This window comes from Pseudomonas sp. PS02303 (assembly GCF_029959925.1).
In the GTDB taxonomy this organism is placed as follows: domain Bacteria; phylum Pseudomonadota; class Gammaproteobacteria; order Pseudomonadales; family Pseudomonadaceae; genus Aquipseudomonas; species Aquipseudomonas mandelii.
In genome coordinates this window covers 1-13763 of record NZ_JASCOM010000159.1, presented here as the reverse complement: position 1 = coordinate 13763, position 13763 = coordinate 1, and the positions used below count along the sequence as shown (strand labels likewise).

At 60.7% G+C, this 13763-nt stretch carries 12 protein-coding genes; 7 read left to right on the top strand and 5 right to left on the bottom strand.

Features of this window, described 5'->3' with window-relative positions; translation table 11 throughout:
* Positions 1-94 precede the first annotated feature (94 nt).
* Positions 95-559, bottom strand: a complete 465-nt coding sequence (locus QMX98_RS24950; RefSeq protein WP_083374886.1) for a CopD family protein — start codon at positions 557-559, stop codon at positions 95-97.
* A 99-nt stretch (positions 560-658) separates the two neighbouring features.
* Between QMX98_RS24950 and dinG the strand changes: the two genes are divergently transcribed.
* The 5 genes from dinG to pdxH all read left to right on the top strand — a co-directional run bounded on the left by dinG (position 659) and on the right by pdxH (position 8651).
* Positions 659-2803, top strand: a complete 2145-nt coding sequence (gene dinG, locus QMX98_RS24945) for an ATP-dependent DNA helicase DinG (RefSeq protein ID WP_282411523.1) — start codon at positions 659-661, stop codon at positions 2801-2803.
* A gap of 96 nt (positions 2804-2899) precedes the next feature.
* Entirely contained in the window at positions 2900-5410 is a 2511-nt protein-coding gene (locus QMX98_RS24940; RefSeq protein ID WP_282411522.1) for a beta-galactosidase, read from the top strand.
* Positions 5411-5613: 203 nt separating this feature from the next.
* On the top strand, positions 5614-6759 hold the full coding sequence (locus QMX98_RS24935) for a serine hydrolase domain-containing protein (protein ID WP_077749571.1): 1146 nt from the start codon (positions 5614-5616) through the stop codon (positions 6757-6759).
* Positions 6760-6872: 113 nt separating this feature from the next.
* Positions 6873-7979, top strand: a complete 1107-nt coding sequence (locus QMX98_RS24930) for an OmpA family protein (protein ID WP_282411521.1) — start codon at positions 6873-6875, stop codon at positions 7977-7979.
* Positions 7980-8003: 24 nt separating this feature from the next.
* Positions 8004-8651, top strand: a complete 648-nt coding sequence (gene pdxH / locus QMX98_RS24925; protein WP_200667826.1) for a pyridoxamine 5'-phosphate oxidase — start codon at positions 8004-8006, stop codon at positions 8649-8651.
* Between the two features lie 5 nt (positions 8652-8656).
* Here the strand turns inward: pdxH and QMX98_RS24920 are convergent, their stop codons facing one another.
* The gene (locus tag QMX98_RS24920) at positions 8657-8893 is read right to left on the bottom strand and encodes a hypothetical protein (RefSeq protein WP_077749569.1); all 237 of its coding nucleotides are present in this window, start codon (positions 8891-8893) and stop codon (positions 8657-8659) included.
* A 166-nt stretch (positions 8894-9059) separates the two neighbouring features.
* Here QMX98_RS24920 and QMX98_RS24915 point away from each other — a divergent pair, with 166 nt between their 5' ends.
* Positions 9060-9524, top strand: coding sequence for a glycine zipper 2TM domain-containing protein (locus QMX98_RS24915; RefSeq protein ID WP_010462609.1), 465 nt, complete (start codon positions 9060-9062; stop codon positions 9522-9524).
* A 67-nt stretch (positions 9525-9591) separates the two neighbouring features.
* On the opposite strand, the gene QMX98_RS24910 is transcribed toward QMX98_RS24915, so the two are convergent.
* The 3 genes from QMX98_RS24910 to nhaA form a co-directional block, all read right to left on the bottom strand.
* Complete coding sequence (locus QMX98_RS24910) at positions 9592-9843, bottom strand: pyocin S6 family toxin immunity protein (RefSeq protein ID WP_282411520.1); 252 nt, start codon at positions 9841-9843, stop codon at positions 9592-9594.
* 11 nt (positions 9844-9854) lie between these two features.
* A complete protein-coding gene (locus QMX98_RS24905) occupies positions 9855-11045 on the bottom strand; it encodes an S-type pyocin domain-containing protein (RefSeq protein ID WP_169856243.1) in 1191 nt (396 codons plus the stop codon).
* A gap of 120 nt (positions 11046-11165) precedes the next feature.
* Positions 11166-12353 carry a Na+/H+ antiporter NhaA gene (gene nhaA, locus QMX98_RS24900; RefSeq protein WP_010462602.1) on the bottom strand — a complete coding sequence of 396 codons (1188 nt, stop codon included), beginning with the start codon at positions 12351-12353 and terminating at the stop codon, positions 11166-11168.
* Between the two features lie 237 nt (positions 12354-12590).
* On the opposite strand from nhaA, the gene QMX98_RS24895 reads away from it, so the two are divergent.
* Positions 12591-13688 carry a PLP-dependent cysteine synthase family protein gene (locus QMX98_RS24895; RefSeq protein ID WP_177346254.1) on the top strand — a complete coding sequence of 366 codons (1098 nt, stop codon included), beginning with the start codon at positions 12591-12593 and terminating at the stop codon, positions 13686-13688.
* Positions 13689-13763 lie beyond the last annotated feature (75 nt).

The following is a 13763-nucleotide window of genomic DNA, read 5'->3' as shown; positions in this document are numbered from 1 at the left end:
GCTTGCTCCCGCTGGACTGCGCAGCAGTCCTATTTTGGGGCCGCTTCGCAACCCAGCGGGAGCAAGCTCCCTCGCCACAGTTGTACAGTTTGCTTTAGAACATCGGTCTGGCCGCAGCAATCGCCACCAGCACCAACCCGACAATCAAATTGATCCCCACCAACTTGCGAATCTTCCCCAGCGTCGCAGCCCCGGTCGGCCAATCCTGTGCGCCCACCGCCGTGCGCAACTCTGGAAGCAGCAACGCTTGAATCCGGATAAACAGCGCGGTCATCACCACATACAAGCCCATCATCACCTGCACATACCGCGGCGCCGCCTCAAACCCGGCGTATTGCAGATGAATCATGCCCACGCCACTGATCGGCAATAGCACCACCGCGACCCAGACCCAGCGGAAAAAACCTTGAAACACTTCCACCCACAGCTTCAAACGGGCAGGCCCCTCCAGCGCCTTCATCGCTGCAGGCCGCAAGACCATCCAGGCGAAAAACATACCGCCGACCCACACCAGGGCGGACAGGACGTGCAGGGTGTAAACGATGCCAAAAGGTGTCATTGAGGTACTCCGTTCTGCGCGGGATTAATTAGCGGGGTATGATAGCGGCCCATACGAACCACTGAAAATTTATCCAGCGTTTTTTGCGCCCGACAATCCATGATCAGCACCGAACTCAAAACCACGATCCAGGGCGCCTACTCGCGTTTTCTTGAAGCCAAGAGCCTCAAACCACGCTACGGCCAACGCCTGATGATCGCCGAAATTGCCAAAGTCCTCGGTGACATCGACACCGACGACGAAGGCCGGCGCAGTGGCGACCCCGCGATTGTCGCGGTGGAAGCCGGCACCGGTACCGGTAAAACCGTGGCCTACAGCCTGGCGGCGATACCCACCGCCAAGGCCGCCGGCAAACGCCTGGTCATCGCCACGGCCACCGTGGCCCTGCAAGAGCAGATCGTCTACAAGGATTTGCCCGACCTGATGCGCAACAGCGGGCTGAATTTCAGCTTCGCCCTGGCCAAGGGGCGCGGGCGCTACATGTGCCTGTCCAAGCTCGACATGTTGCTCCAGGAAGGTCACGCGCAAACCGCCACGGCTCAGCTGTTCGGAGAAGAAGGTTTCAAGATCGAGGTCGATGAAGCCAGCCAGAAGCTCTTCACCAGCATGATCGAGAAGCTCGCCGGCAATAAATGGGACGGCGACCGCGACAGTTGGTCCACCGCCCTGGAAGACGCCGACTGGGCGCGCCTGACCACCGATCACAGCCAGTGTACTAACCGTCATTGCCCCAACTTCGGCCAGTGCGCCTTCTACAAGGCCCGCGAAGGCATGGGCAAGGTTGACGTGATTGTCACCAACCACGACATGGTCCTGGCAGACCTGGCGTTGGGCGGCGGCGCCGTGCTGCCGGACCCGCGCGATACCATTTACGTATTCGACGAAGGCCACCACCTGCCGGACAAGGCCATCGGCCATTTCGCCCACTACACGCGCCTGCGTTCCACCGCCGACTGGCTGGAAACTACCGCCAAGAACCTCACCAAACTACTGGCCCAGCATCCGCTGCCGGGTGACCTGGGCAAGTTGATCGAGCAGGTGCCGGAGCTGGCTCGCGAGATCAAGACCCAGCAGCAGTTCATGTTCACCGCGTGCGAGCAGGTGGCCGATTTCAAGCCCGGCGAAGACGTCGAAGGCCGCGAACGGCCGCGACACCGTTTCGTCGGCGGGGTGATTCCCGAGCACATGCGCGAAATGGGCGTCGAGCTGAAGAAGGGCTATGCCCGTCTGACCGACCTGTTCACCCGGCTCACCGAACTGCTCAAGGAAGGCATGGACGGCGAGGTCAATATCGGCATCGCCAGCAACCAGGCCGAAGAGTGGTATCCGCTGTTCGGCAGCCTGTTGTCCCGTTCTTCGGGCAACTGGGAATTGTGGGTCGCGTTCACCGCTGAAGACCCGGAAGACAACCCGCCCATGGCCCGCTGGCTGACCCTGGCCGAAAGCGGTTCGCTGTTCGACATCGAGGTCAACGCCAGCCCGATCCTCGCCGCGGAAATGCTCCGGCGCAACCTGTGGAACGTCGCTTATGGCGCACTGGTGACTTCGGCGACCCTGACCGCTCTCGGCACCTTCGACCGTTTCCGCATGCGTGCCGGCCTGCCAAAAAAAGCCGTGACTGCCGTGGTCCCGAGCCCGTTCCATCACGCCGACGCCGGTGTGTTGCGGGTGCCGGACCTGAAAGCCGACCCGCGTGACGCACCGGCCCACACCGCCGCGATCATCCGTGACTTGCCAGCCTTGGTGGAAGGTTCGCGCGGCACCCTGGTGCTGTTCTCCTCGCGCAAACAGATGCAGGACGTGTTCGACGGCCTGGACCGTGACTGGCGCAAGCAAGTGTTCATTCAAGGCAACCTGTCGAAACAGGAAACCCTGAACAAGCACAAGGCGCGTGTTGATGGCGGAGACTCCAGCGTGCTGTTCGGCCTGGCGAGTTTTGCCGAAGGGGTCGACTTGCCCGGTGCGTATTGCGAGCACGTGGTGATCGCGAAGATTCCGTTCTCGGTGCCCGACGACCCGGTCGAAGCGGCCCTGGCCGAATGGATTGAAGCCCGTGGCGGCAATCCGTTCATGGAAATCTCCGTGCCGGACGCCTCGCTGAAACTGGTCCAGGCCTGCGGCCGCTTGCTGCGTACCGAAGAAGACCGCGGCACCATCACCCTGCTGGATCGACGCCTGGTCACCCAGCGTTATGGCAAAGCAATCCTCAACGCATTGCCGCCATTCCGTCGCGAAATTTCCTGAAACACCGGTGGGCTTTTTTGCCCACCGCGTTGTCTATCGTTCAGCCACCACCTTTCCATTGGCCCATTGAGGGTCGTTCGGGAGAAACACGTTCCTATGATTCGCTGTTCGTTGCCTGCTGTTTTCGCCCTGATGTTCGCAGCCCCTTTGCTGGCAGCCCCTGCCGGCCAACAGACGCTGTTCAACTTTGTGCGCCCCGCCGATGTGGTCCAGGTGGCAACTCAGGATGCCAGCCTGCCGCAATCCAATGCGGAGCAAACGGCCGAAGGTGAAGTGCTGCGTCGGGTGACGTTCAACCCGGTGGCGCAACCGACCTTGCGTCTGACCCCGCAAACCGGCGCCTGGGACTGGTCCCAGTCAGGTGTCATGAGCTTGCGCATTCAGAGCGCGATGGACTGGGCCGTGACCCTGTACGTGAAAATCCAGAGCAACGATGGCAAGACCCTGATCAGTCGTGTCGATTTGCCGGCCGGACCGGCGCAGACCCTGTTGGTGCCGCTGCAACCGAGTTCGCCGCTGAGCCAGGGCATGAAGGCCGGGCCGCCGATGCCGATGACGTTTGACGGCCAACGGGTATTGCTGGCCAGCAGCGCCGGTGAGCTGGATCGCAGCCAGGTGGTGTCGGTAACGTTGTCGATGGATCAGCCGAAAGTAGCCCAAAGTATCCTGCTTGAGCGCTTCGGCGTGCAGGACGGTGAAGCGGTGACCAAGGCGGCATACGGCGGCCTGGTGGACGCCTACGGTCAATCGACCCGGGCCAAATGGCCGGAGAAGGTCGGTAGCGATGAGCAACTGAAAAGCGCCGCCGCCAAAGAACAGCAACAAACCAGAACCTGGCTCGCCGAGCGCCAGAAGTTGTCCCTGGACAAGTTCGGCGGCTGGAACAAAGGCCCGACATTCAAGGCCAGCGGCTTTTTCCGCACGGAAAAACGTGACGGTCGCTGGTACCTGGTGACCCCGGAAGGGCATCCGTTCTATTCGCTGGGGGTCAATACCGTTACCCCGGACGTCAACCAGACCTACATCGCCGGCCGCGAGTGGATGTTTGAATCCCTGCCAAAACCGGAAGAACCCTTGGCCAGTCATTATGGCGAAGGCGACAACCGTGGCGGCAACGGCGCCGATCAGGGCCGTGGTTATAACGCCGGTCGCTGGTACGATTTCTATGGCGCTAACTTGCAGCGCCTGTACGGCGAACCGTGCGCGCTGGGCAGCGACACCAAGGCCGGTGTCGCCGAAGCGGCCAAGGCTGATGCCGTCGAGGCCACGGCCGACAAGGCCGCCGATCAACCTGTCGCACCTACGACTGCCGAATCCGGCGTCGCCGAAGCCGCCAAGACCGGCGCGGAGGATGCGACCGTCGCCAAAGCCGTCGAGCAAAAACCTGCTGAACCCTGCAAAGCCGTGGTTGATGAACAACGCTGGGCCAGCCATACCCTGGATCGCCTGCAAGCCTGGGGTTTCAACACGGTCGGCAACTGGAGCGCTCCGGCGCTGGCCAATGCTGACCGTGTGCCGTACACCTTGCCGCTGTCGATCGTCGGCGATTACGCCAGCATCAGCACCGGCACCGATTGGTGGGGCGGCATGCCCGACCCGTTCGACCCACGCTTCGCCATGGCCACCGAACGCGCCGTTGCCATCGCCGCCCGCGACCATCGCGACGATCCCTGGCTGATCGGTTACTTCGCCGACAACGAACTGGCCTGGGCCGGCCCCGGCGACGATCCGAAAGCCCGTTACGCACTGGCCTACGGCACCTTGAAAATGACCACCGACGTGCCGGCCAAACGGGCGTTTCTCAAGCAGTTGCGCGACAAGTACCGCAATCAGGCCGGCCTTTCCAAGGCGTGGGGCATCGACTTGCCGGCCTGGGAATTGATGGAAGACCCGGGTTTCGTGCCGCCGCTGCCGAGCGCCGAACACCCGGAAATCGAGGCTGATTTCAAATACTTCCAGAAGGTCTTCGCCGATACCTACTTCAAGACCCTTTCCGATTCGCTCAAGTGGCACGCACCGAACCAGTTGCTGCTGGGCGGTCGCTTCGCCACCAGCACCCCGGAAGCCGTTGAGTCCTGCGCCCAGTATTGCGACGTACTGAGCTTCAACATGTACACCCTGCAACCGCAAGATGGCTATGACTTTGCCAAATTGCGCAGCCTGGACAAACCGGTGCTGATCACCGAGTTCAACTTCGGCTCCGCTGATCGCGGTCCGTTCTGGGGCGGTGTGACGCAATTGGCCAAGGAAGAAGACCGTGGCCCGGCTTATGCCAACTTCCTCAAACAGGCGCTGAGCGAACCGTCGATTGTCGGCGTGCACTGGTTCCAGTACCTCGATCAACCGGTGACCGGACGTCTGCTGGATGGCGAGAACGGTCACTTTGGCCTGGTGGGCATTACCGATCTGCCGTTCCAGGGCTTTGTCGACAGCGTGCGCAAGAGCAACCTGGCGACCGTTGACCAGTTGGGCAAGGAGGCTGAGAAGGCCAAGGCTGCAGCAAATAAAGCCGCCCATGAAGGCGAGGGCGGTAAAAAAGGTGATGCGGGCAAAGGCGTGGGGCAAGGTGCGGGCCATGCCGGTGGCCATTCGGCCAACGGTCACTGAGCCCTGCTCGACCGCGTTATCGTTCTTCGCGAGCAGGCTCGCTCCCACCATGGTGCTGCGTGATCCCTGGGGAGCGAGCCTGACGACAAATTTCTGATCCAATCCATGGGCAACCGACCGCCCGGCTCACGCCTGTTCCCAAAACCTTCAATGGCTGGAACAATGCGGGCCACTTTGTAGAACGATAGTCCGGGGAGTTGCGGGTGCAGATTCAGGGTCATTACGAGCTTAAGTTCGAAGCAGTACGCGAAGCGTTCGCGGCGCTGTTCGACGATCCTCAGGAACGTGGTGCGGCGTTGTGCATCCAGGTCGGTGGCGAAACCGTCCTCGACCTCTGGGCCGGTACCGCCGACAAGGATGGCCTTGAAGCCTGGCACAGCGACACTATCGCCAACCTGTTCTCCTGCACCAAGACCTTCACTGCCGTCACCGCCCTGCAATTGGTGGCCGAAGGCAAGCTGCAACTGGATGCCCCGGTGGCGCGCTACTGGCCCGAATTCGCCGCCGCCGGCAAAGACTCCGTCACCTTGCGCCAGTTGCTCTGCCATCAGGCCGGTCTGCCGGCACTGCGCGAGTTGCTGGCACCCGAAGCGCTCTACGACTGGTACACCATGGTCGATGCCCTTGCTGCCGAAACGCCGTGGTGGACACCGGGCGAAGGCCACGGTTACGCGGCAATCACCTATGGCTGGCTGGTGGGCGAGTTGCTGCGCCGTGCCGACGGTCGTGGGCCGGGCTCATCGATTGTGGCGCGGGTCGCCAAGCCGTTAGGGCTGGATTTCCATGTGGGCCTGGCGGACGAAGAGTTCCATCGCGTGGCGCACATCGCCCGCGGCAAGGGCAACGTTGGCGATGCGGCGGCCCAGCGCTTGCTGCAAGTGACTATGCGCGAGCCGACCGCCATGACCACCCGGGCCTTCACTAACCCGCCGTCGATCATGACCAGCACCAACAAACCCGAATGGCGCCGGATGCAACAACCCGCCGCCAATGGCCACGGTAACGCCCGTAGCCTTGCTGGTTTCTACGCCGGCCTGCTTGATGGCAGCCTGCTGGAAAGCGAAATGCTCGAGGAGCTGACCCGCGAACACAGCCTTGGCGAAGACAAGACTTTATTGACCCGGACCCGTTTTGGCCTGGGTTGCATGCTCGATCAACCGGACGTTCCCAATGCGACTTACGGCCTCGGCCCGCGGGCATTCGGCCATCCGGGCGCTGGCGGCTCCATCGGTTTTGCTGACCCGGAACATGATGTGGCCTTCGGATTTGTGACAAATACACTGGGGCCTTACGTCTTGATGGATCCGCGCGCGCAGAAGCTTGCGCGGGTACTGGCCACTTGTCTGTAATACGCACTCTCGGGCTCCAGGGCCGGAACCCGAAGGCCATTATGGTTTCCAACCGTCTGTTTATCCGGTCACGCCGGCCTGATTTTTTATGATTTCATTTTTGTGGATATCCAATGTCATTCAATAAAACCACCCTTGCCTTGGCCCTGTGTGTCGCGATCACCGGTTGTGCACAGACCCCACAAAGTGATTCGGATGGCAGCAGCTGGTGGCCGTTCGGCTCCTCCGACAAAGTCGCCGCGAAAGAGCCGGCTCCGGCCCCGACCCCAGCTCCTTTGAAAACGGCCGCCGCGGCTCCAGCGACCAAAGCTGAAAGTTCCAACCCTTGGTATTGGCCGTTCGGCTCCGATGAAGCGCTCGACAAAAAGCCGGAAGTAAAACCTGAAGCCAAGCCTGTCGAAGTGGCCAAGGCTGAAGCTGAAGCCGGTGGAAAGTGGTGGTGGCCGTTCGGGGGTAAAGATCAACCCACCGCCAAAGCCGTGCCGATGCCGGATCCTAAAGTCACTCAAGCCTGGCTCGACGACTACGAGCCGCGCCTGCGTGAAGCGATCAAGGACAGCAATCTGCAACTTGAGCGTCGTGAAAACGTATTGGTCGTGACCGCGCCGGTAGAAGGCTCGTTCAACCCGGACCGTCCGGCCATGTTGCTGCCCGTGACCCTAGGCCCGTTCACTCGCGTCGCGAAAATCCTGGAAGTCGATCCTAAGACCGCCGTCCTGGTACTGGGTCACAGTGATACCTCGGGCGCCGCACCGGCCAACGTCAAACTGAGCCAGGAGCGTGCGCAAGCCGTCGCTGCGATCTTCCGCCTCAGCGGTTTGCAGCGTGATCGCCTGATGCTGCGCGGCATGGGCGGTGAAGCCCCTCGTGCAGCCAACGACAGCAACGAAGGTCGCGCCTTGAACCGTCGTGTGGAATTGCTGGTGACTCCGCAAAACACCATGGTCGCGTTGCTGAGCAAGTACAACATGCCGGCTCCGGCGCCCGTTCGCCTGGTCGCTGCCCAGGACGTCAAGCCAGTGGTCAAGCCTGTCACGCCTGCACCTGCGGCGAAAAAAGCGGCTGTGCCTGCTGCGAAAAAAGCCCCGGCCAAGAAAGCCGCCAAGGCTCCAGCCAAGAAGACACCGGCTAAAACCGCGACCCCGGCGAAAAAGACTACCCCAGCAAAAGCCGCAGCGGCTGACAAGAAAGTCGCCGCTGCCGATGCTGCAAAGAAGTGATTCGTTAACCAAAAGGAATGCGCCATGACCCAGGGCCTGGCTGATATGCGTCGCGACTACACCCGTGACGGTCTGACCGAGGTGCAAGCCCCGGCCGAGCCGTTCGGACTGTTCCATCAGTGGTTTGCGGACGCGGTGAAAACCGAGCAACCGCCGGTGGAGGCCAATGCCATGACCCTGGCCACCGTCGATCAGGACGGTCGGCCGCATTGCCGCATTCTGCTGCTCAAGGGCCTGGACGAAGAGGGTTTCACCTTCTTCACCAACTACGACAGCGCCAAAGGCCAGCATCTGGCGGCAAACCCGTTCGCCGCCATGACGTTTTTCTGGCCGACCCTGGAGCGCCAGGTGCGCATCGAAGGGCGGGTGGTGAAGGTTACGGCTGAAGAGTCCGACGCCTATTTCCAGGTCCGCCCGCTGGGCAGTCGTCTCGGTGCCTGGGCTTCGCCCCAGAGCCGGGTGATCGCCGATCGTGCTGAACTGGAAGCGCTGCTCAAGAACACCGAGCAACGTTTCAGCGACACTCAACCGCACTGCCCGGAACATTGGGGCGGTTACCGCTTGCTACCCGAGCGCATCGAGTTCTGGCAAGGCCGTCCGAGCCGCCTGCACGATCGCCTCAACTACCGTTTGCAAGGCGCCGACTGGATTCTTGAACGTCTGGCACCTTAAGCAGTCTACCGATCGGGATAGCCTGCCGCAGCGGCTTCAAGCCACTGGGGCAGGTCCCGGCGCTTGATCTTCTGCGCCTGAGCGCTTGCCAGTTGCTCGAGCATGAACGCTTTTTTCTGCTCGTCTTTACCCGCCAGCGCCAACGCCAGATCGCGGTCCATCCAGCGTTTGATCCGCACGTACAGCCACCAGTGGAAGTACAAACCGGCGACCGTGGTGACAACAATGATGAAGTAATCCATGAAAATCCTTGGGTCAGTGGGGCAGGTTTTTCGGTTTGCCGCTACTGTGTGGTGAGTTCCGAGGCGCCTGTACCGAGCCTGAATGAAACCAATTTTATCCGGGCGATGCCGTGACAGACGTCAAGCTGCGGAGTTTAATGAATACTTGTCCTTTGGAGTTGATGCTATGCGTAAGTCTGTTCTGCTGGTTGCTTCCTTTTCCACGATGGCGATGTTGCTCACCGGCTGCCAATCGAGCCTGACCGGTGACTCCTATTCCCGTGACGAAGCGCGTCGTGTGCAGACCGTTCGCATGGGCACCATCGAATCCTTGCGTCCGGTGAAAATCGAAGGCACCAAAACCCCGATCGGCGGCGCAGCGGGCGCAGTGGTCGGTGGTGTCGGCGGTAGCGCCATCGGCGGCGGTAAAGGCAGCATCGTCGCTGCGGTCATCGGCGCCGTGGCGGGCGGCCTGCTCGGTTCAGCCACTGAAGAAGGCCTGACCCGCACCCAAGGCGTGGAAATCACCGTCCGTGAAGACGACGGCAGCATGCGCGCCTATGTGCAGCAGGTTCAGGAGAATGAAGTGTTCCGCGTGGGCGAGCGGGTGCGGATTGCGACTGTTGACGGTACGAGCCGCGTTACGCACTAAGCGGGAACGAGCGGTAAAAGAAAACCCCGGCCGGGTGACTGGTTGGGGTTTTGTTTGTTAAGGATTCTCACGGCGCGGCGCGGGGGCCTATGAAATATTCCAACCCCTCGGGTAAGTCGATTTCTAATAGTTCTGCAACCTGTAGGGCTTGAGTGCCTGTCAGTTCCAGCTCCCCAGGCTCTATTTCTTCCAGTTTTTTTGACTCGGTCAATTGAGCCAATGCCTGGTTCATTTCATAGTCTTTGATGGTCAGTTGGAACTGCAATGAATCATCTTGTTTTTCATCAGGGTAAAAACCGGTGATGGATAAATAGCGCATAATTTTTCTCTTCAGTTTCTTGAGGTTCTTCTACCAGGCTTTGCCTTTTTGGTTCGCTCGCCGGTTACGTGATTGAATTCGCCCAAATGCACTCCGGATTTATCGTAAAGCTCTACAGCACCGCTTTTGGAGTCCCACTCATATATACGGCCTTTGCGGTCTAGCCATCGGGCTCGTTTTTTCCCTCCACCTCGAACTGAAACCTTCGGTTTTACGGGAAATGCATCAGGGAAGCCTGGGAGGGTTTCCGGATCATCGTAGTACTTATGATCCCCCGGCATGCTCATCACTACATAAACCGGATTTACCCCCGACCCCACCGGAAAAACAAGAATGAAATCCTTGTAATCAGGCGGATACACCGGATTCACAATAATCCCGTCAGCCGCTTTCGTCGGCGGATACACCCAAATATGCGGCGCTTGCGGAGCAGCCTCCAGCGCCGGAATCCCGAGAATGTCCGAACCATCCACTGCCGGTGTCCAGATCAGCTCAACCCCATCCCCTAGATCCGCCACCTGCTGACTGTCGCGCAAGGTGAACTGCACAACATCAACCATTTCCCAACCGCGGTTCTTGCCGGTGTAGAAGCCATAACCCTTGAGACGGCCATCCGCCTGTTGCTCGACCTGCAAGCGAACGCGGGTCCTGGCCTGTTTCAGAGCGCGCAACTGATCTTCGGTATACAGCGCGCTGTCGTCCAAGCTTGGCGTCCAGAACAGCGCGACCACCGTAGCCAGCGCGGTGGCCCCGGCGGCGCCGATTGCGGCCACCGGAGCCGCGAGCGTCGGAGCACTCAGGGCGAGTCGGCCAATGCCGAGCGAGAGGGTACTGCCGCTGATGGTTTCGAGATTCAGCTGCCCGGCATCGTCCGCTTCGCGGGCACCCAGCCAGGCGATTTCCCCGTAATCCTTGAGGCTGTCGGTGGGTACCATGCCCGAAGGATTCGAGTAGTCGATGATGGCGTCCGGCAGTTTGCAGGACTTGGCGAAGACGCACCCGGCACGAACATATTCGTCCCTTTTGGGGGCGATCTCATGACTGAGCTCGAAGGCCTCTTGCCTGGCGAGCATGGCGTCGTAAGCGTTTTGTCGGGTGTCCCGCTCGGCCAGTTCGGAGGCCGTCATGAAGCGGTGAGTGACGTGGTGTCCGTCGCCGGACGGTGGGTTTTTAACCCGGGGGATATCCTTGTTTCCAGCCATTGATCTTCCTTGCGCTCGCACATCGACAGCCCCGGACAAGGGGCTGTGCGACGTTAACGAACGAGGTCAAACGTGGCTGTAGGACGAATCCTGATTGTCGTTAAGAGGGGTCTCTTTCGCTCAGGATGGCAGTGCGGTGCGCTTGCGGCTCGCTGCCGCTGTCACCGCGTAACCGATCAATGCCGCCAGAATCGAACCGGTCAAAATACCCATCCGGTCCATTCCGGCGTATTCACTGACACCCGGCTCGAAGGCCAGGGAGCCGACAAACAGGCTCATGGTGAAGCCGATACCACAGAGGATCGCGACACCCAGCACCTGGCCCCAGTTGGCGCCTTGGGGCAGGGCGGCGATGCCGATTTTCACGGCCAGCCAGGTCAGGCCGAACACACCGACGGTTTTGCCCAGCAGCAGGCCCACCGCAATGCCCATCGGCACGTGGTGAGTGAAGCTTTCCATGGTCACGCCGCTGAGCGACAGGCCGGCGTTGGCGAAGGCGAACAGCGGCAGAATGCCGTAGGCCACCCAGGGATGCAGGGCGTGTTCGAGGGTCAGCAGCGGTGACGGTTCGGCATTTTTTGTGCGCAAGGGAATGCAGAACGCCAGGGTCACACCAGCCAGCGTCGCGTGGACGCCGCTCTTGAGCACGCAGACCCAGAGGATCAAACCGATGATCATGTACGGCCCGAGCTTGACCACGCCGAGCCGGTTCATCGCAATCAAGGCGACGATGCACGACGCAGCCAATGCCAGCGAAAGTGTCGACAGCGTGCCGGAGTAGAAGATCGCAATGACGATAATGGCGCCGAGGTCGTCAATGATCGCGAGGGTCATCAGGAACAGTTTCAGCGACACCGGCACGCGCTTGCCTAGCAGGGCGAGAACGCCGAGGGCGAAGGCGATGTCAGTGGCCATCGGGATGGCCCAGCCACTCAGGGCTGCCGGGTTGTCACGATTGAGAAACCAGTAGAGGAGTGCCGGAACGACCATGCCGCCAATCGCTGCCGCGCCGGGCAGGACGATCTGCGAAGGTTTCGACAGCTGGCCGTCGAGGACTTCGCGCTTCACTTCCAGGCCGATCAGCAGGAAAAACAGGGCCATCAGGCCGTCGTTGATCCACAGCAGCGCCGGTTTGGCGATTTGCAGCGCACCGATCTGCGCCACCACCGGCGTGTCGAGGAAACTGCTGTACAGCCACGACAACGGGGAGTTGTTGATGATCAAAGCCAGGGCTGCCGCGGCGATCAATAACAGACCGCTGGCAGCTTCCAACTGAAAGAAACGCGTGAAAGTGCTACGCAGAGGCAAGGTCGCTCTCCATCGAAAAATCAAAAAGGTGGCACACCCTAACCCGTACCGTTGGTTGTTAAAACAAAAGTTATATTCTTTTTTGTTATATACCGTTACAACGCAAGGGGTTGGCACGGAGATGAGCCTAGCAGTTGCCAAACGTATTGGGCCTCAGCTGTATCTGTGCGTGGCGTGGGTTTTTTCCTAAGCTTATGGGCTGAGCCTTGCACGAAGGCCGACTCAACGAGAAAAACCATCATGAGCGACAACCGACAGTGGGCCCGCGAAGCCATCCGGATCATCGAAGCCGACTTCCAGCGCAGCGCCGACACCCACCTGATCCCTTTGCCGCTCCCGGGGTTTACGGGCATCGAGCTGTACTTCAAGGACGAGTCCAGCCATCCCACCGGCAGCCTCAAGCACCGGCTGGCGCGCTCGTTGTTCCTCTATGCCTTGTGCAACGGCTGGCTCAAACCTGGCGCGCCGGTGATTGAAGCGTCCAGCGGTTCGACGGCGATTTCCGAGGCTTACTTCGCCAGGTTGCTGGGCTTGCCGTTCATTGCGGTGATGCCGGCGACCACGTCCAAAGAGAAGATCGCGCAGATCGCGTTCTACGGCGGCAAGAGTCATCTGGTCGACGATCCGACGCAGATCTACGCCGAGTCCGAGCGCCTGGCCCGCGAACATGACGGGCATTTCATCGACCAGTTCACCTACGCCGAACGCGCCACTGACTGGCGGGCGAACAACAACATCGCCGAGTCGATCTTCCAGCAAATGCGTTTTGAACGGCACCCCGAGCCGAGCTGGCTGATTTCCAGTCCCGGCACCGGCGGTACCACCGCGACGCTGGGTCGATACGTGCGTTATCGCCAGCATTGCACCCGCGTGTTGTGCGCCGATGCCGAGCGTTCGGTGTTCTTCGATTTCTACCAGACGGGGGATGCCAGCCTGCGACTCGACCATGGTTCTCGGATTGAAGGCATTGGCCGGCCACGGGTCGAGGCGTCGTTTCTGCCCAAGGTGATCGATGCGATGGTCAAGGTGCCGGACGCGTTGTCGCTGGCAGCCATGCATTACCTGGCGCAACGTTTGGGACGGCGTGTCGGCGGGTCGAGCGGGACCAACCTGATCGGTGCCTTGATGGCGGCCGGGCAGATGGCAGCGGCGGGGGAGTCGGGGTCGATCGTGGCGATTCTGTGCGACGGCGGCGAGCGGTATGAGACCAGCTATTACGACCAGGATTGGCTCAAGGCCCAAGGGTATGAGTTGAGTGGGTTGATGGAGGTTGTGGCGGGGAGTGTCGAGCGCGGTGAACCGCTTCCCGCCAACGTTTTACGCGCGAATATCTGATACCACCCCCCCTGTAGGAGCGAGGCTTGCCCGCGAAGAGGTTAACGCGGTCTTCCTAAAAGACCGCGTCAATTT

Bases quoted from the DNA above. Each gene is read 5' to 3' on its own strand.
- QMX98_RS24950 (WP_083374886.1), bottom strand. From the start codon at position 559: ATGACACCTTTTGGCATCGTTTACACCCTGCACGTCCTGTCCGCCCTG.
- dinG (WP_282411523.1), top strand. From the start codon at position 659: ATGATCAGCACCGAACTCAAAACCACGATCCAGGGCGCCTACTCGCGT.
- QMX98_RS24940 (WP_282411522.1), top strand. From the start codon at position 2,900: ATGATTCGCTGTTCGTTGCCTGCTGTTTTCGCCCTGATGTTCGCAGCC.
- QMX98_RS24930 (WP_282411521.1), top strand. From the start codon at position 6,873: ATGTCATTCAATAAAACCACCCTTGCCTTGGCCCTGTGTGTCGCGATC.
- pdxH (WP_200667826.1), top strand. From the start codon at position 8,004: ATGACCCAGGGCCTGGCTGATATGCGTCGCGACTACACCCGTGACGGT.
- QMX98_RS24920 (WP_077749569.1), bottom strand. From the start codon at position 8,893: ATGGATTACTTCATCATTGTTGTCACCACGGTCGCCGGTTTGTACTTC.
- QMX98_RS24915 (WP_010462609.1), top strand. From the start codon at position 9,060: ATGCGTAAGTCTGTTCTGCTGGTTGCTTCCTTTTCCACGATGGCGATG.
- QMX98_RS24910 (WP_282411520.1), bottom strand. From the start codon at position 9,843: ATGCGCTATTTATCCATCACCGGTTTTTACCCTGATGAAAAACAAGAT.
- QMX98_RS24905 (WP_169856243.1), bottom strand. From the start codon at position 11,045: ATGGCTGGAAACAAGGATATCCCCCGGGTTAAAAACCCACCGTCCGGC.